16 protein-coding genes are annotated in these 17,341 nt (G+C 74.6%); 7 read left to right on the top strand and 9 right to left on the bottom strand.

Features of this window, described 5'->3' with window-relative positions; translation table 11 throughout:
- The first annotated feature begins 8 nt into the window (after positions 1–8).
- Genes O7542_RS15285 through O7542_RS15275 form a run of 3 tightly spaced genes read left to right on the top strand, consistent with a single transcriptional unit; the run spans position 9 to position 2,855 of the window.
- Entirely contained in the window at positions 9–983 is a 975-nt protein-coding gene (locus O7542_RS15285) for a TIGR03885 family FMN-dependent LLM class oxidoreductase (RefSeq protein ID WP_255423753.1), read from the top strand.
- 37 nt (positions 984–1,020) lie between these two features.
- Positions 1,021–2,601, top strand: a complete 1,581-nt coding sequence (locus O7542_RS15280; protein ID WP_281604763.1) for a Na+/H+ antiporter — start codon at positions 1,021–1,023, stop codon at positions 2,599–2,601.
- Positions 2,598–2,855, top strand: coding sequence for a UBP-type zinc finger domain-containing protein (locus O7542_RS15275; RefSeq protein WP_043325056.1), 258 nt, complete (start codon positions 2,598–2,600; stop codon positions 2,853–2,855). The genes O7542_RS15280 and O7542_RS15275 overlap by 4 nt, the downstream gene beginning before the upstream one ends.
- A 1-nt stretch (position 2,856) precedes the next feature.
- On the opposite strand, the gene O7542_RS15270 is transcribed toward O7542_RS15275, so the two are convergent.
- Both O7542_RS15270 and O7542_RS15265 read right to left on the bottom strand, forming a co-directional pair.
- A complete protein-coding gene (locus tag O7542_RS15270) occupies positions 2,857–3,390 on the bottom strand; it encodes a GNAT family N-acetyltransferase (RefSeq protein ID WP_281604762.1) in 534 nt (177 codons plus the stop codon).
- A gap of 23 nt (positions 3,391–3,413) precedes the next feature.
- Positions 3,414–4,670: an MFS transporter gene (locus O7542_RS15265; RefSeq protein WP_281604761.1), complete on the bottom strand. Its 1,257-nt coding sequence runs from the start codon at positions 4,668–4,670 to the stop codon at positions 3,414–3,416.
- Between the two features lie 337 nt (positions 4,671–5,007).
- Between O7542_RS15265 and O7542_RS15260 the strand changes: the two genes are divergently transcribed.
- Positions 5,008–5,529, top strand: coding sequence for a DinB family protein (locus O7542_RS15260; RefSeq protein ID WP_281604760.1), 522 nt, complete (start codon positions 5,008–5,010; stop codon positions 5,527–5,529).
- Positions 5,530–5,541: 12 nt separating this feature from the next.
- Here O7542_RS15260 and O7542_RS15255 read toward each other — a convergent pair whose 3' ends face one another.
- Both O7542_RS15255 and O7542_RS15250 read right to left on the bottom strand, forming a co-directional pair.
- Positions 5,542–5,862 (bottom strand): multidrug efflux SMR transporter, encoded by a 321-nt coding sequence (locus O7542_RS15255; RefSeq protein WP_069089914.1) that lies wholly within the window; start codon positions 5,860–5,862, stop codon positions 5,542–5,544.
- 44 nt (positions 5,863–5,906) lie between these two features.
- Entirely contained in the window at positions 5,907–8,513 is a 2,607-nt protein-coding gene (locus O7542_RS15250; RefSeq protein ID WP_281604759.1) for a glycoside hydrolase family 9 protein, read from the bottom strand.
- Between the two features lie 214 nt (positions 8,514–8,727).
- Here O7542_RS15250 and O7542_RS15245 point away from each other — a divergent pair, with 214 nt between their 5' ends.
- Positions 8,728–9,453: a protein phosphatase 2C domain-containing protein gene (locus O7542_RS15245; protein ID WP_043325052.1), complete on the top strand. Its 726-nt coding sequence runs from the start codon at positions 8,728–8,730 to the stop codon at positions 9,451–9,453.
- A gap of 3 nt (positions 9,454–9,456) precedes the next feature.
- Here the strand turns inward: O7542_RS15245 and hrpB are convergent, their stop codons facing one another.
- Positions 9,457–11,961, bottom strand: a complete 2,505-nt coding sequence (gene hrpB / locus O7542_RS15240) for an ATP-dependent helicase HrpB (RefSeq protein WP_281604758.1) — start codon at positions 11,959–11,961, stop codon at positions 9,457–9,459.
- A 139-nt stretch (positions 11,962–12,100) separates the two neighbouring features.
- The gene (locus O7542_RS15235; RefSeq protein WP_043325049.1) at positions 12,101–12,922 is read right to left on the bottom strand and encodes a SigB/SigF/SigG family RNA polymerase sigma factor; all 822 of its coding nucleotides are present in this window, start codon (positions 12,920–12,922) and stop codon (positions 12,101–12,103) included.
- Between the two features lie 288 nt (positions 12,923–13,210).
- Here O7542_RS15235 and O7542_RS15230 point away from each other — a divergent pair, with 288 nt between their 5' ends.
- Positions 13,211–13,948, top strand: coding sequence for a hypothetical protein (locus O7542_RS15230; RefSeq protein ID WP_166456371.1), 738 nt, complete (start codon positions 13,211–13,213; stop codon positions 13,946–13,948).
- Here O7542_RS15230 and O7542_RS15225 read toward each other — a convergent pair.
- On the bottom strand, positions 13,897–15,486 hold the full coding sequence (locus O7542_RS15225) for a phospholipase D-like domain-containing protein (protein WP_113973178.1): 1,590 nt from the start codon (positions 15,484–15,486) through the stop codon (positions 13,897–13,899). The genes O7542_RS15230 and O7542_RS15225 overlap by 52 nt on opposite strands.
- 139 nt (positions 15,487–15,625) lie before the next feature.
- Between O7542_RS15225 and O7542_RS15220 the strand changes: the two genes are divergently transcribed.
- Complete coding sequence (locus tag O7542_RS15220; RefSeq protein WP_255292629.1) at positions 15,626–15,754, top strand: hypothetical protein; 129 nt, start codon at positions 15,626–15,628, stop codon at positions 15,752–15,754.
- 44 nt (positions 15,755–15,798) lie between these two features.
- On the opposite strand, the gene O7542_RS15215 is transcribed toward O7542_RS15220, so the two are convergent.
- Complete coding sequence (locus tag O7542_RS15215) at positions 15,799–16,785, bottom strand: pirin family protein (protein WP_069089910.1); 987 nt, start codon at positions 16,783–16,785, stop codon at positions 15,799–15,801.
- Positions 16,786–16,796: 11 nt separating this feature from the next.
- Positions 16,797–17,279: a MarR family transcriptional regulator gene (locus tag O7542_RS15210; protein WP_043325045.1), complete on the bottom strand. Its 483-nt coding sequence runs from the start codon at positions 17,277–17,279 to the stop codon at positions 16,797–16,799.
- Between the last annotated feature and the right edge of the window lie 62 nt (positions 17,280–17,341).

Raw genomic sequence — 17,341 nt, 5'->3', positions numbered from 1 at the left:
GGGTAGGAGTGCCCACCATGACGGCGTTCGGCTTCCACGCATCCCACGAGCAGATCCACCCGGCCCGGCTGCTGGAGGCGGTGATCCACGCCGAGCGCGCCGGCTTCGACGCGGCCATGTGCTCCGACCACTTCTCGCCGTGGAGCGAGCGGCAGGGCCAGTCCGGGTTCGCCTGGTCCTGGCTCGGGTCCGCGCTCCAGGCCACGAACCTGTCCTTCGGCGTGGTGAACGCGCCCGGCCAGCGCTACCACCCGGCGATCATCGCGCAGGCCATCGGCACGCTCGGCGCCATGTACCCGGGCCGGTTCTGGGCCGCGCTGGGCACCGGCGAGGCGGCGAACGAGCACATCACCGGCGAGGTCTGGCCGCGCAAGGACGTCCGCTCCGCGCGGCTGCGCGAGTGCGTCGACGTGATCCGGGCGCTGCTGGCCGGCGAGGAGGTCAGCCACGACGGCCTCGTCACAGTGGACCGGGCGAAGCTGTGGACCCGGCCGGAGGAGCCGCCCGCGCTGGTCGGCGCCGCGGTCAGCGTCGCCACCGCACGCTGGTGCGCCGAGTGGGCGGACGGGCTGATCACCGTCAACGCGCCGGTCGAGCACCTGCGCCGGATGATCGACGCCTACCGGGGCGCGGGCGGACGCGGCCCGCTGCACCTGCAGGTGCACGTGAGCTGGGCGCCCGAGCAGGCCGAGGCCGAGGCGATCGCGTACGACCAGTGGCGCAGCAACGTGTTCGCCCCGCCGGTCTGCTGGGACCTGGAGACCCCCGAGCACTTCGACGTGGCGAGCGCCGACGTGCCGATGTCGACGGTCGCCGAGACCGTGAACGTCTCCGCCGACCTGGGCCGGCACATCGGCTGGCTGGAGGAGTACGTGGCGCTGGGCTTCGACCAGATCGCGCTGCACCACGTCGGGCAGGAGCAGCGCGCGTTCATCGACACGTTCGGCGCGGAGGTGCTGCCGAAGCTGCGCTCCGCCGCCTGATCACACATCGACGCCGCGGCGCATAGGCTCGACGCTCGTGGATGCTCTGTTCGAGGTCGTGGTCTTCCTGGCCATCGCCACGTTCGGCGCGGCGCTGGCCCGCAAGCTCGGCCTGCTCGCGCCGATCCTGCTCGTGGTGCTCGGTCTCGCGCTGTCCTTCCTGCCGTTCTTCCCGCACGTGCGGCTGGACCCGGACCTGGTGCTGGTGGGCATCCTGCCGCCGCTGCTGTACGTGGCGGCGGTGGAGACGTCGGTGCCGGCGTTCCGGCTCAACCTGCGGCCGATCCTGCTGCTCGCCGTCGGGCTGGTCATCTTCACCGCGTTCGTGGTGGGCACCGTCGTGCACTGGTTCCTGCCCCACCTGCCGTACGCGATCTGCCTGGCGCTGGGCGCGGTGGTGGCGCCGCCGGACGCGGTCGCCGCCACCGCGGTGGCCCGCCGGGTCGGCCTGCCCCGGCGGATCGTCACCATCCTGGAGGGCGAGAGCCTGGTCAACGACGCCACCGCGCTGGTGCTGCTGCGGGTCGCGATCGTCGCGGCGACCGCCACCACCGGCGGCGTCGGGTTCGGCGACGTGGCCCGGGAGGTGGTGGTCGCGGCCGGCGGCGGCGTCCTGGCCGGCCTGCTCGGCGTGGTGGTCTTCGGCTACCTGCACAAACGCGCCACCGACCCGGTGCTGGACAACGCGCTGTCGCTGATCGTGCCGTTCGCCGTGGTGTTCGCCGCCGAGGAGATCCACGCCTCCGGGGTGGTCGCGGTGGTGGTGACCGGCCTCGGCATCGGGCACAAGCTGCCCACGCTCATGTCGGCCGCCTCCCGCCTGCAGGTGACGGCGTTCTGGCGGCTGATCCGGTTCCTCCTCGAAGGACTGGTGTTCCTGCTGGTGGGTCTGCAGCTGCCGGAGGTGGTACGCGACCTGGAGGAGCCGCTCGGCTCGCTCGCCGCGATCACCGCCGCGGTGCTGGCCGCCGTCTTCCTGGCCCGGTTCGTCTGGGTCTTCCCGGCGACCTACCTGGCCCGGCTCGTGCCCCGGATCCGTCACCGTGACCCGGCGCCGCCGGTGCAGTTCCCGGTCGTCATCGGCTGGGCCGGCATGCGGGGCGTGGTGACGCTGGCCGCCGCGCTGGGCCTGCCGCTCACCCTCGCCGGCGACACGCCGTACCCGCGCGCGCTGCTGATCTGGCTGGCGTTCGCGGTGATCGTGGCGACGCTGGTCGGGCAGGGCGCCACGCTGCCGTGGCTGGCCCGGCGGCTGCGGCTGCCGCCGGACGACCCGGTGCAGGACGCGCTGTCCGCCGCCGGGGTGCAGCAGCGGGCGAGCCGGGCGGCCCGGGAACGCCTCGACGAACTGGCCGGGGGCGCGCCGGAAGCGGTGGTGGAGCGCCTGCGCGGGCTGACCACCACCCGGGCCAACCTGGCCTGGGAACGGCTCGGCGGCACCGAACGGGAAACCCCCTCCCAGGCGTACGCGCGCCTGCGACAGGAGATGATCGACGCCGAGCGGGAGGTGTTCCGGGCCGCCCGCGACTCCGGCCAGATCCCGGAGGAGGTGCTCACCCGCGCCTATCGTGACCTGGATCTGGAGGAGTCACTGCTGCGACAGGAGGTCGTCGAATGAGCTGCCGGCACCTGGCCGAGGCGGGCACGGCCGAGCCCGCCACCACCACCGAGTGCCCGGACTGCGTGGCGATCGGCAACCCCGACTGGGTGCACCTGCGCGCCTGCCTGACCTGCGGGCACGTGGGCTGCTGCGACTCGTCGCCGTACCAGCACGCCACGAAGCACTTCGAGTCGGCCGGGCATCCGGTGATGCGGTCGGTCCAGCCGGGGGAGTCGTGGCGCTGGTGCTTCGTGGACGAGGAGATCGGCTGACTCAGCCGACCCGGCGCTCCAGCACCTGCCCGGTCCACGTCGGGCGGCCCGGCCGCTCCACGGTGAACGGCTCGGTGGCGGTGAACCCGCAGCTCTCGTAGAACCGGACGAGCGCCCGGTCGGGGCTGCGGAAGCAGTCCACCCGCAGCAGGCCGACGCCGCGTTCACGGGCCAGCTCCGCCGCGTACGCCAGCAGCGCCGCACCGACCCCGCGCCCCGCGTACGCCCGGTCGGTGACCAGCAGGTTCACGTACAGCTCGGGTTCGGTGGCCGGCGGCACGTAGTTCGTGGCCGCGCCCACCACCAGCGCACCCGCGACCGTCGCGTCGATCTCGGCCAGGTACAGGCCGTCCCCGGCCGCCCACTCCTCGGCCTGGGCGATGCGGCGCGGGTCGATCGACGCCGGCTCGGCGCCCCACTGGTCGGTACGCCCGAGTTCGGTCAGCCAGGCGGTGGCGCTGTCGAGCAGCCGCAGCAGCGTCGGGGCGTCGCCAGGTCCACCGGGGCGGATCGTGATGCTCTGCTGGTCGGTCATCCCGTCATGCTGCTACACGCCGTTCACCCCGGCACACCGGCGGGCCGGGTTTCCGGTGCCCGCCGGTTCGCGATCGCCCGGCGGGCCAGCGCCGGGGCGGCCAGCCCGGCGGCTGCGAAGATCCCGCCGAGCACCAGCCAGCCGACCGGCCCGCCACCGAGCACCAGCAGCGTGAGCAGGCCCCGGCCGAGCGCCTGGGCCAGCCCGGCGAGCAGGCCGTCCGCGCCCTGGTAGGCGCCGATCGCGTCGGGTGGGGCCAGGTCGTAGGCGAGGCCCGCGCCGGCCGCGCCGTGCCACAGGTCGCCCACCGTCCACACCGCCGTCGCGACGAGCAGCAGGACGACCGCCGGGAGCACCGGCAGGGCTGCTGTCGCCGCGTACAGCGGTGTGGCCGCCGCGAGCACGAGCCCGGCCCGGCGCAGCTTCCGCGCGGCCGGCGCGGCCCGCTCGGCGCCCCGGCTCAGCCGGACCGCGAGCAGCACGGTGAGGACCGTGTTCGCCAGCAGCACCGCCGACACCACTGGTGGCGGCGCGCCGGCGCGGTCCACCGTCCACAGCGGCACGACGAGCACGAGCACCGTCACGTGCGTGCTCAGCACCGCCGACGCGCCGCTCACCGCGAGGAACCGTCCGTCCCGCAGCGGCCCGCCACGCCCGCCGCGCCGCGGCGCGCCCGGCGTGCGTCGCCCGCCGTCGGTGGCCGGCTGCGGCGGCAGGCGCAGCAGCAGCGCCGCCGACAGCAGGTAGCTGGCCGCGTTTCCGACGACGAGCACCTGGTAGGCCCGGTGCGTGTCCACCGCGAGCGCGATCCCGGCCAGCGCGGTACCGACGGTGATGCCCAGGTTCGCCACCGCGCGCAGCGTGGCGAAGGCGTGCACCCGGCCGTCCGGGCCGCCCACCGCGGCCACGAGCGCCGCCCGTACCGCCAGGTTGCCGGCCGCGAGCAGCGCCTCCGGCACCGCCAGCGCCAGGAACGCCGGGAACGAGCCGACCAGCAGGTACGCGAGCGCGGCGAGCGCCTGCCCCACCTGGAGGACGGCCCGGAGCGTACGCGGGTCCCACCTGTCCGCCAGCGCGCCCAGCGGCACGCTCGCAGTCAGTCCGCCCAGCCCGGCGACGGTGAGCCCGGCGCCAACCGAGGTGGCGGAGAGGCCCACGTCCCGGGTCAGGTAGAGCGCCCCGCCCGCCAGCCACAGCCCCGCGCCGACCGTGTTGACAAGCGTGGCGTACGCGAGTGTGCGCAGCGGCCCGGGCGGCGGGAGCGGCGAGACGCGCCCCATCAGCGGGGTCCGGCGAGGGCCATGTGATCGACGCTAGGGCCGTTCCCCCGCCCCCGGAGCCCCGCCAGGGGCGACGCCCGTCACACCGCGAGGCGGCGCTGGGCCTCGACCCGGGCCGAGCGTGTCACGACGGCGGCCGGTGGCCCTCCGGAAAGGTGAGGCCTCGAGCGATATGACTCTCAGGCATATTTATGCCCCACAGTCATATCGCTTTTTGGATGTTCCTTGTTCTCGCCACGACACGCCGGGCCGCCACGTCGCGAGGGGCGTCGTCGCGAGGCGGGCCGGGAGCCGTTAACCGGTCGACCGGGGGCGCGGGCCGTGCCACGATCGCGCGATGCCTGCCTCCGTGACCGGCCTGCTGCGCTGGCAGTTCGACCTGACCTGGGCGCTCGCCGAGTACCACTTCGACCGGCTGGAGCCGGCGGATTTCCTCTGGGAGCCGGCCGCGCTGTGCTGGACCATGCGCCCCGGCCCGGGCGGCGGGTGGCGTCCCGACTGGGCCGACAGCGAGCCGGACCCGGTCCCGGCGCCCACGATCGGGTGGCTGACCTGGCACATCGGCTGGTGGTGGTCGGTCGCGACCGACCACGTGCGGCAGCGCCCGGCGCGGGAACGCGACGACATCCGCTGGCCCGGGCCGGGCGCGGAGACGGTCACCTGGCTGCGGGAGCTGCGGACGGAGTGGGCGGGCGCGCTGGCCGAGGCCGACCTGGACCGGCCGTCCGCGTACCCCTGGCCCGCCGACGCCGGGCTCACCGTGGCGCACCTGGCCGCGTGGGTGAACGCCGAGCTGATGAAGAACGTGGCCGAGATCGGGCAGCTCCGGCTGCTGCGCGCGGCGGGGCCGCCGGGCTGAGCCGGGCCGCGCTCAGTGGGCGCCGCCGAGGTTGAGCACCACCACCCCGGCGATGACCAGCCCCGCGCCGACCACCTTCGCCACGCTCAGCGGCTCGCCCAGGAACGCCGCGCCGATCGCCATGATGGCGGCGGTGCCGAGGCCGGACCAGACGGCGTACGCGACGCCGACCGGGATGTCCTTCACCGCCAGCGAGAGCAGCCCGAACGCGGACAGGTACGCCACCGCCAGGCCAAGTGTGGGCCAGAGCCGGGTGAAACCGTCTGTGGCCTTGAGCAGGCTGGTGCCGATCACCTCGGCGGTGATCGCGCCGAGCAGGAAGAGGTACGCCATCGCAGGACCGTACCCGGTCCTGCGATGGCGTCCGGTCAGCTCGGTCAGGAGACCGTGCAGGCCTTCCCGTTCAGGGTGACCAGCCCCGGATCCGGGTTCGGGAACCGGGACGCGGTGCCGTTGAAGCCGAACGTGGTGGACGCGCCCGGTGCCAGCTTCGCGTTCCAGGACAGGTTCTTCGCGGTGACCGTGGCGCCGCTCTGGCCGAGCTGCGCCGACCAGGCGTGGTCCACCTTCTGGTCGCCGAGGAACGCCCACCGCAGGCTCCACCCGTTCACCGCCGTCGTGCCGGTGTTGCGCACCGTCACCTGGGTGGTGAAGCCGGACGGCCAGCTCCCGTGCGTGGTGTAGGTGACCGCGCAGGACGGCGCCGGCACCGCGCCGGCGTCACCCTGGTCGGCCAGGAACGACGCGAGCCACGCCAGCGCCGAGTTCCAGTTGATCGCCACCTCGTTCGTCGCGTACGAGTTGATGTCGTCGACGTAGCAGAACATCGGCGCGCATCCGGCGAGCAGGTTCGCCGCGAACGGGTCCTGCAGCGCCGCGTTCGGGCCACCGGCGAGCGAGCCGGCCGGCGGGCGCGGCAGGTCCGGGTTCAGCTGGTGGCCGAAGATCCGGCTGTGCTGGTTGCGGGCGTGCTGCTCGCCCCACCCGGTCACGTACGACATGTTCAGCGCGTTGCGGCCGAACAGGTAGTCGGCGGCCTGCACCGCGCCGTCCCGGTACTTCGCGTCCCGGCTCAGGTCGAACGCGGTGGCCAGCACGATCGCGTTGTTCACCAGGTTGCTGTTGCTGCCCCAGACGTACGCGTCGGCGCTGCCCGGGAACGGCAGCCCGTACGCCTGGCCGGCGATCGTGGCCAGGTAGCTGTCGGCGGCGGCGGTGATCGACTCGCGGATCCGGGTCTTCTCCGCGGCGGGCAGCGTGTTCGGCACGGTGGCCAGGTCCAGGCGGCCCAGCGCGGCGACGCTCTGCCAGCCGAACGCGCCGTTCGGGGCGAACACGTCGGCGGTGTGCAGCGGCGAGCCGGTGACGTCGGCCAGGTACGCCTTGTCGCCGGTGGTCAGCCACAGCTCGACAGCGGCCCAGTAGAACTCGTCGCTGACGTTGGAATCGTCGTACGCGCCGCCGCCGGTGCCGTCGCTGGCCGAGGCGTAGATCGCCGGGTGCTCCTTGGCCGCCGCGTACGCGGTCTTCGCGGCGGTGCCGCAGCGCGCGGCGAAGGCGGCGTCGTACGGGGCGTACAGGCGCTGGCACTGCGCGGCGACGGCGGCCAGGTTCAGCGTGGCGGCGGTGGACGGCGCGTGCAGCTCGCGCGGCTCCGGGTCGTCCTGGGGCTGCAGCGGCAGGCCGGTCCAGTTCCGGTCGTGGATCTTGTGGTGGACCATCCCGGCCAGCGGCTTGCCGGCCGGCACCTGCATGCGCAGCAGGAACTCCAGCTCCCAGCGGGCCTCGTCGAGCACGTCCGGCACGTCGTTGCCGCGTTCGGGCAGCCGCAGCGTGGAGTCGCCCAGGGCGGCGCCGCCGTCGGCGGTCTCGGCGGTCTTGGTCCGCTCGAAGGTGCTCAGGAGCTGGTAGGTGGCGATGCCGCCGTTGACCACATACTTGCCGTGGTCGCCCGCGTCGTACCAGCCGCCGCGCACGTCCAGCGAGTAGTCGCAGACGCCGGCCTGGCACGGCACGTCGGTGTCGCCCTGGTTCGGCGCGACGCCGAGGTGGCCGGCCGGGCGGGCGTACTCCTCGCCGATCAGGTCGCCGTCGATCTCGATGCCGCTGCGCTGGGCGTAGAAGAACTGCAGCGAGTCGGCGCGCAGCCGGTCGTAGAGCGTGCCGGAGATGTCGAACGGGTGGCTGGTCTCGCCGTCCACGGTCAGCGTGTAGCCGGTGCCCGGCTTGCGGTACGCGGAGAAGTCGACGGTCTGCACGTTCTGCCCGGAGGCGGCGTCGGTGCCGCGCGGCGTGGTCTTCCCGCTGGCGACCACCGCGCCGCTGCCCGACTTCAGCTGCCAGGGCAGCGCGTCGGTGGCCTCGGTGACCACAGTGGCGTGCTTCGGCCCGCCGGGCAGGTAGCCGACCTGGTTGACCCGGACCCGGGGCCCGGTGTCCGGCTCGTACGGCGGCGCCGGCTCCCCGCCGCGCAGCGACACGTTGTCCAGGCAGAACGTCTGCGCCTCGGCGCTGCCGCCGACCTGGAAGATCAGCTGGGCGGTGGGGTTCTCGGCCGGGGAGGTGAACGTGGTGGTGACGCGCTTCGAGGTGCCGGTGGCGGTCGCGTCGACGCTCGCGTACGTGGTGTAGGGGGCGCTGCCGAGCTGCAGCACCGCCTTGACGGCCGCGCCCGGGGTGGCGGAGACGTCGAAGGACAGCTCGTACTCGGCGCCCTGCATCAGCGGCACCGCGTCCTGGCCGATGCCGGCGTCCCACGGGTTGGCGGTGCCGGCCGCGACGGTGGTGCAGAGCCGGCCGTCGACGACAGCGAGGTCGCCGGTGCCGTAGGAGAACCAGGGGGAGACACCGGCGCTGAAGTCGCCGTTGCGGAGTTGTTCGGGGGCGTCCGGCGGCACCTCGGCAAGGGCCGGGCCGGCGGTGAGGCCGGTGAGCGCCAGCGTGGTGGCCGCGAGCGCGGCGAGCCGACGTCGGGATCGGGTCACGGAGGTTCCTTCCGTGCTCGGGGGTGGTGGGGGAGACCGGGAACTGGGAGCGCTCCCAATATCAGGCCGATGTTTCCACCGCGTTCCGTCGCTGTCAATCGATCCGGCCCGATGCTCGGCCGAGCGCCCGCTCGCGGAGGGGTCCGGCGCGCCACGTACGATGTCGGTGATCTCCTACAGACAACCGAGCCCTCGACCTGGCAGGCTGCGACCCATGACCCTGAAGCTTCGTTCCGTCGGAGCGAGCGACCGTGGGCTGATCCGCAGCGGCAACCAGGACGCCCAGCACGCGGGCCCCTGGCTGGTCGCGGTGGCCGACGGCATGGGCGGCATGGCGGCCGGCGACCTGGCCAGCCGCATCGCGATCGACGCGATCGCCCCGCTGGACGTGGAGACGCCGGAGGACGCGCTCGTCGCCGCGCTCCAGGGCGCGATCGAGCTGGCCACCGCGCGGATCCGCCAGGCGGTGGAGGAGGACCCGGAACGTCAGGGCATGGGGACCACGCTCACCGCGCTGCTGTTCGCCCGTACCGGCAGCTGCCTGGCGCTGGCGCACGTCGGTGACTCCCGCGCCTACCTGTTCCGCGAGGGCGTGCTCAAGCAGGTCACCCGCGACGACACGTTCGTGCAGATGCTCGTCGACCAGGGCGTGATCACCGCCGAGCAGGCCAGCAGCCACCCCCGGCGGGCCGTGGTCACCCAGGCGTTGCAGGGCGACCAGGTCTCCCCGTCGTACGCGACGATGGTGCCCCGGGCGGGCGACCGCTGGCTGCTGTGCAGCGACGGCCTCTCCAACGTCGTCCGCGCGGACACGCTCACCGAGGTCCTCAACGAGCAGATGGAGCGGGACGCCTGCGCGGCCCGGCTGATCGACCTGGCGTTGCGGGCCGGCGGCCCGGACAACATCACCGTCGTGATCGCCGACGTCGTCGAGGAGTAGCCCTCACCGGCGGCGCGGAGCGGCCCGGCGGGTCGGCTCGGCGGTGGTCGGGTCCTCCGGCCACGGGTGACGCGGGTAGCGGCCCCGCAGCTCCGCCCGCACCTGCGGATAGCCGGTGCGCCAGAACGACGCCAGGTCGGCGGTGACCGCCACCGGCCGCCCGGCGGGGGAGAGCAGGTGCAGCAGCACCGGCACCCGCCCGTCGGCGATGCGCGGCACGTCCCGCCAGCCGAACGTCTCCTGGAGCTTCACCGCCAGCACCGGCGCGGCCGGATCGGCGTAGTCGACACGTACCCGCGACCCGCTGGGCACCGCGAGCCGTTCCGGGGCCAGCTCGTCCAGCCGGGCGGCCTGCCGCCAGTCCAGCAGCCGGCGCAGCGCCGCCACCACGTCCACCCGGCTCAGGTCGGCCCGGCGGCGGGCGCGGACCAGCTCCGGCCCGAGCCAGTCGGGGGCGCGGTCGAGCAGCGCCGCGTCGGAGACGTCCGGCCAGTCCCCGCCGAGCGCCTGGCGGCAGAACGCCATCCGGCGGCGCAGCCCGGTCGCCTCCGGCGTCCAGCGCAGCAGTCCCGGCCCCTCCTGCCGCAGCCCGTCCAGCAGCGCCGCCGCGACCAGCTCCGGTTCCGGCGCGGTCAGTTGCCGCTCGCGCAGCTCGATCGCGCCGAGCCGGTCCACCTCCCGGGCCACCACGTCGCCGCCGGTCCAGGCCACCTCCCGCCCGGAACGCAGCAGCGCCGCCCCGGCCTCCCGGGCGGTCGCCTCGTCGATCGGCGCGGCCAGCCGTACCCGCGCGGCCGGCGCGCCGGGGGAGCGGTCGGCCACCGCGACGGCCAGCCACGCCGCTCCGGCCAGCCCCGACCCGGGCGTCAGCTCCGCGGCGGTCCCGCCGGCCATCAGGTACGCGGACCCGCCCGGCCGCCGCGTCCGGGCCAGCCGTTCCGGGTACGCGAGCCCGGCGAGCAGCCCCGCCGCCAGATCGTCGGGCAGGCGCTCCCGTTCGGCGCCGTCGGCGGGCAGAGCGGCGCGCAGGCGGCGTACCTCGGTGCGCCAGCGCGCGGTGGCGGCCGGGTCGACGCCGTCGCGCAGCCGCCGCCAGCGGGCGGGCAGGTCGTCCCCCGTCCCGCCCAGCGTGTCCTCGCCGAGGATCGCCACCACCTCGGCGGCCCGGTCCGCGCCGACCCGGGGCGCGCCGTCCAGCAGGGCCCGCGCCAGCCGGGGATGCGTGCCCGCCGCCGCGACCGCCCGGCCGCGCGCGGTGATCCGGCCGTCGTCGTCCACCGCGCCGAGCGTGCCCAGGGTCTCCCGCGCCACGGCCAGCGCGGCCGGTGGCGGCGGATCGGGCAGCGCCAGGCCGGCGCCGTCCGGGGTGCCCCAGGCCGCCAGCTCCAGCGCGAACCCGGTCAGGTCGGCGGTGGCGATCTCCGGCTCGGGCTGCGGGGCGAGCCGCTCGTGTGCCGCCTCGGACCAGCAGCGGTAGACCGCGCCCGGCGCCTCCCGCCCGGCCCGGCCCGCCCGCTGCGTCGCCGCCGCCCGGGACACCGGCACCGTCACCAGCGAACCCAGCCCTCGGGCCAGGTCGGTGCGGGGCACCCGGCTCAGGCCGGCGTCCACCACGACCCGGACGCCCGGCACGGTCAGGCTGCTCTCCGCCACCGCCGTCGCGAGAACCACGCGCCGCCCGGCGGCGGGGGTGAGCGCCGCGTCCTGGGCCGGGCCGGGCAGCCGTCCGTGCAACGGCAGCACCGTGACGTCGCGCAGGTCGGCCAGGCGGCGCGCGACGGCGCCGATCTCACCCGCGCCGGGCAGGAAGACCAGCACGTCGCCGTCGCGTTCGCGCAGCGCCCGGCGGGCCGTGGCGGCCACGTGGTCCAGCAGCGCGGGATCGACCCGGCCACCGCCGGGTGGCGTCACCGGGCGCGGCGGCGGCGCCCACACCCGCTCGACCGGGTGCAGGGCGGCCTCGGCGCGTACCACGGGGGCGGGGTCGCCCGCGCCGAGCAGCGCGGCGAAGCGGTCCGCCTGCGGGGTGGCCGACATCGCCAGCAGCCAGAGGTCCGGGCGCAGCGTGCCGCGCGCCTCGACGCTGAACGCCAGCGCCAGGTCCGCGTCGAGCTGCCGTTCGTGGCATTCGTCGAGCAGCACCGCGTCCACGCCGGGCAGCTCCGGGTCGTGGTGCAGACGGCGCACCAGCAGACCGGTGGTGACCACCTCGATCCGGGTACGCGGCCCGGCCCGGCGCTCGCCGCGCACCGCGTAGCCGATCCGGTCGCCGACCCGTTCGCCGAGCAGCGCGGCCATCCGGTGCGCGGCGGCGCGGGCGGCGACCCGCCGTGGCTGGGCGATCACCACCCGTCCGGCGACGGCGTCGGCGACCGCGAGTGGCGCGGTGGTGGTCTTGCCGGTGCCCGGCGGCGCCACCAGCACGGCGGCGCCCCGGTCGCGCAGCGCCTCGACGAGCGCCGGCAGCACCGGCCGGACCGGCAGGTCGAGGGCGACGTCGGCGAGCACCGACCCACTCTCGCACCCGCCCCCGGCGGGCTGTCGCACCGGCCCCGGTGGGCGGACACGGAACGGCCCGGCCGGCGCACCGCCGACCGGGCCGGGTGGACCGCTGCGCCGGGTCCGCCGACCCGGCCGCCGCCACCTGCTAGTACGTTCCGTCGAGCTGACCGCGCAGCTTGGTCAGGGCCCGGGCCAGCAGCCGGGACACGTGCATCTGCGAGACGCCGATCTGCTCGGCGATCTGCGACTGGGTCAGGTTGCCGTAGAAGCGCAGCGTGAGGATCTTCTGCTCGCGCTGGTCGAGCGTGGCCAGCGCCGGGCCGAGGGCGACGCGCGTCTCGGCCAGCTCGAACTCGCCGTCCTCGCCGCCGAGCAGGTCGCCCAGCTCGGTGGCCCGCTCGCCGTCGCCGGTCGGCGTGGACAGCGACACCGCGTTGTAGGCGCGGGCGCCCTCCAGGCCTTCGAGGACCTCTTCCTCGGTGAGCTTGAGGTGGGCGGCGATGTCGGCGACCGTCGGCGAGCGGCCGAGCGTCTGGAGCAGCGTGCTGTTGGCGTCGGAGATCGCCAGGCGCAGCTCCTGCAACCGGCGGGGGACGCGGATGTCCCAGGTGCGGTCGCGGAAGTGGCGCTTGAGCTCACCGATGATGGTGGGGATCGCGTAGCCGGCGAAGTCGACGCCGCGCGACGGGTCGAACTTGTCGATCGCCTTGATCAGGCCGATCGCGGCGGTCTGCGCCAGGTCGTCGTTCGGTTCGCCGCGGCCGCTGTAGCGGTGGGCCAGGTGGTTCGCCAGCGGCAGCCACGCCTCGATGGCGCGGTCGCGCAGCGCGGGCCGCGAGGGGTGGCCGGCCGGCAGCGCGGCCATGGCGGCGAGCAGGTCGGCGGCGCTGTCGGTGAGCGAGCGGGGGTCGAGCTTCGCGGAGCCGGCCGGCGTGGTCGCCGGGGCGCTGATCGTGTGGGCGGTCATGGGTGGTCCTCCCTGCACCTCGTCCGCGGAAGAAAAAAGACGTGACGCTCAGGTTTAGGTGACGGTAGTACGTTCGGGAGCCACCATAGCCCGATCGTGCTGCCGAAATCTAGCCGAAAGTACGATGTACTTAAGGTGTGGCGGGGTATGGACCTCGTTTTTCCGGGCATAGCGCGCCCCGATCGGTCAACGCGGAATCCGACAGGTGGGCGAAGTGTCGCCTTTCTGTCGTTGTCCCGCCGACGGGACCGCCCGTACCGTCCGTAGCGACACGTCAACGGAGGCACCGTGCTGGATCCCGCCGCGCCGCAACTCGTCATCAACGCCCGGACGCTGCTGTTCAGCTGGCTCCCGGCGGATCCCGGCGTGGTCGAGACCCTGCTGCCCGCCGGTCTGCGTCCGCACCCGCAGCGTCAGGTCTTCGTCAACCAGTACGTGGTCGACGACGAGACACAGACCTCCGGCTTCGGCGCGTACTCGCTCACCTACCTGGGTGTCTCACTGACGGACATGGATCCGCCCGACGGCGGGACGCCGGGTGGCTGGTGGACCCACTACTTCTCCTCCAGCGAGCGGGTCCGGCGGTACGCCGCCGCACGGGGCGCGCCCGCCGCCGCCGGGGAGACGCGCCTGGACCTGCGGGGCGACCGGCTCACCGCCGAGACCCGGGCCGGCGACGGCACGCTGCTGATCCGGGTCACCGCCCGGGTCGGGCACACCGGCACCGAGGTCCACAACGGCCACCACCGCTACCTCACCGGCCGCGACGGCGAGCTGATCGTCACCGACTATCCGTACGTGGCCGAGCCGGTGTCACCGTTCGAGGTCGAGTCGGTGGAGTTCCCGGCGCCGGACCATCCGGTCCACGCGCTGCGGCCGGCCAACCCGCTGCACGTGTGCTGGGGGTTCTACTCGCCCCGGGTCTCGTTCGCCTATCCGGCCCGTCCGAACGTGCCCGACGAGGTGAGCGACCGTCACCAGGTGCCGGCCCGCCGGGCGCGCAGCGGCCTGCCGTCCGGGTCGTAGACCAGCCGGTACGCGGGCAGCGCCCAGAGCCGCGTACGCCAGGGCAGCCGCTCCGGGCGGTGCGGCCGCAACCGGCCCGGCGGACGGGGACCGGCCCGGCCCCCGGCGTGCCAGCGGTCCAGTTCCTCCGCCGCCGTGGTGATCGCGGCCACCGCGTCCGCCGGGTCCAGCAGGTCGTCGTCCTGCGTGCCGCCGGGATCACGGTCCAGGTGCTCGCGCCACAGCCGCAGCCGCAGGTCGCGGGCGAACACCCGGGCTCCGTCGCCCATCCCGGCCGGGTCGGCCGGCGCGCGGGTGTCGCGGGTGTCGTCGAGCACCGCGCAGGACAACTCGCTGTCGTGCGTCCAGGAGCGGCGGTTGAAGTTGTCGCTGCCCACGCTGGCCCACACGTCGTCCACCACGCAGATCTTGGCGTGCACGTAGACCGGCGTGCCGTCGTGGTTCTCCACGTCGAACACGTGCACCCGCTCCGGCGCGGCCCGGTGGCACAGCGACAGCGCCTGCTCCCGGCCGACCATGTTCGGCGGCAGCGCGAGCCGGCCGTCCACGTCCGGGTGCCGGGGCACGACCGCCACCAGGTGCAGGTCCGGATGCTCGTGCAGCGCCTGCGCGAACAGCTCGGCCACCTCGGTCGACCAGAGGTACTGGTCCTCCAGGTAGATCAGCCGCCGGGCCCGGCGTACCGCCTTGGTGTAGCCGCGGGCCACGGTGCGCTCGCCGTCCGGGGCGAACGAGTAGCGGGGCCGCACCGCCGGGTAGGTGCGCAGCACCTGCACGTGGTGCGGCCCGCAGGGCGGCGGGTCGGCGGGCTGTTCGGGCAGCGGGTCGGGGCGCAGGTCGGAGCCGCGCAGCCGGTCCCGCAGGTAGGCCATCGGGTTCTCCGAGTCCAGCGGCATCGGGTCGGTCCACCGCTCCCGGAACGTGGTGTCGAGCGCGCCGACGACCGGCCCGCGCACCGCGAGCTGCACGTCGTGCCAGGGCGGCGTGGGGCCGTACCGGGGGGACATGCCGATCGGCTGCGGGTCGCCGGCGTGGCCGGCGTCGTCGCGGCGGCTGTGGCACAGGTCGATGCCGCCGGCGAACGCGATGTCCCGGCTCGGGTCGCCCGGATGGCGCAGCACCACCAGCTTCTGGTGGTGCGAGCCACCGCGCCGGACCCGCTGGTCGAGCAGCACCTCGCCGCCGGCCGCCCGGATCGCCTCGCTGAGGTCGCGGTTCTCCGCCTCGCTGTAGGACAGCGTGTCGAGGTGGGAGCGCCAGACCAGGCCCTTGACGATCACCCCGCGCTGGGCGGCCCGCGCGAACAACTGCGCCACCGTCGGGCCGTCCGGGCGCATCCGCTCGTCCGGGTCGCCGCGCCAGTCGGTGAAGAACAGATGATCGCCCGCGGTGAGCGATTCCACCTCGCTGACCAGGCGGTCGAAGTACGCGGCTCCGTGAATCAACGGCTCGGCGAGGTTTCCATCGGTCCAGACGGGTAACTCAGACCCCGGGTTGGCGCGTTCCTGTGCGGTGAGGAACCAGTCCCGCAGAGTCACGTTCCACCCCCGAGGTCGACGACGTCCTCACACGGTAGGACCCCCGGCAGGACCCCGCACGGCGAGCAGCAGGTCGCGTGGGTGCCGCGCGCCAGGGGTACGCCGGACCCCTGGATCGCGACACCGAGGAGGCACCGACATGCCCGCCGAGACGACGAACACCGTGACCGACGACCGCGACCAGGCGGTGGAGGGGGAGCGGGGTGCGCTGGTGGCGGTCCTGTTGATGGTGATCCTCGGCGTGGCCGGGATCTTCGCCGTCTCCTGAGACCGCGGCCGGGCGCCCCGGCGGACCGGGGCGCCCGTGGCAGGTCAGGGCCGGTCGCCCTGGCCGTCGCTGTGCGGCACCCGCCCGGTCGGGATCACCCCGAGCCGGCCGGCCTGGAAGTCCTCGACCGCCTGGATCAGCTCGGCGCGGGTGTTCATCACGAATGGGCCGTAGTGTGCCACCGGCTCGCGGATCGGCTGGCCGCCCATCAGGTACAGCTCCAGCGCCGGGGCGTTGGAGTCCTGCGTCCGGTCGGCGGTGATCCGCAGCGCCTCGCCGGGCCCGTGCACGGCGAGCTGGCCGAGGTGGATCGGCCGCCGGTCGGTGCCGACGGTGCCGCGGCCGGCCAGCACGTACACCAGCGCGTTGAAGTCCGACCGCCACGGCAGGCTCAGCTCGGCGCCGGGCTGCAACGTGACGTGCGCGATGGTGATCGGCGTGTGCGTCGAGCCGGGACCCTGGTGCCCGGCGACCTCCCCGGCGATGACCCGGATCAGGCCGCCGCCGTCGGGCGTGGTGAGCAGCGCCGACTCCCGGCCGCGGATGTCCTGGTAGCGGGGCGCGCTCATCTTGGCGATGCTGGGCAGGTTGACCCAGAGCTGCAGGCCGTGGAACAGCCCGCCGCTCATCACCAGGTGCTCCGGCGGCGCCTCGATGTGCAGCAGGCCACTTCCGGCCGTCATCCATTGAGTGTCGCCGTCGGTGATGGTGCCGCCGCCACCGGTCGAGTCCTGGTGGTCCATGATCCCGTCGATCATGTAGGTCACCGTCTCGAAGCCGCGGTGCGGGTGCCAGGAGGTACCCTTCGGCTCGCCCGGCGCGTAGTCGACCTCGCCCATCTGGTCGAGGTGGATGAACGGGTCCAGCTCGGTCATCGGCACGCCGGCGAAGGCCCGGCGGACCGGGAAGCCCTCGCCCTCGTACCCGCTGGGGGCAGTGGTGACCCGGCGGACGGAGCGGTATTCGGTGGCCTCGCCGAGCTTCGGCAGGCGGGGCAGGACGAGGACGTCGTCGACGGTGATCGCGGGCATCGCGGGGCTCCTTACTTGTCGGCCGGGACGGACGACGCGGTGCGGTCGGCGCGCAGGCGCCGGCCGAGCCGCTCGAAGACCCGGGTGAGGCAGGCGACCTCGGCGTCGTCGAGGTCGTCGATCAGGTGGGCGCGCACGGAGCGCAGGTGGTGCGGCGCGGCCTCGCGCAGGGCGAACAGGCCGGCCGCGGTGAGCACTGCCTCGCTGCCGCGCCGGTCGGCCGGACACGCCTCCTTCGCCACCAGTCCGCGCTTGCGCATCGTGGTGATCTGGTAGGTCAGCCGGCTCGGCGAGAACACCAGCCGGTCGGCCAGCTCCCCCATGCGCAGCCGCTGGCCGGGCGCCTCGGAGAGCAGCACCAGCACGTGGTAGTCGGCGAAGCTCAGGTCGCTGTCGGCGCGCAGGTCGTCCTCGAGCCGGGTGAACAGCCGCTGGCTCGACTCGATGTACGCGCGCCAGCAGGCCATCCGCTCGGCGTCCAGGCTCTCCGTCATGGCTCCGAGAGTAGCACTATTTAAAATTTAAACAAGTGGCCCTGGCGTGCGCGGACCAGCGC

The sequence above is a fragment of the Micromonospora sp. WMMC264 genome, assembly GCF_027497275.1.
GTDB lineage: Bacteria > Actinomycetota > Actinomycetes > Mycobacteriales > Micromonosporaceae > Micromonospora > Micromonospora chalcea.
The sequence above is the reverse complement of the archived record's forward strand: the minus strand, read 5'-3'. Positions and strand labels throughout refer to the sequence as shown.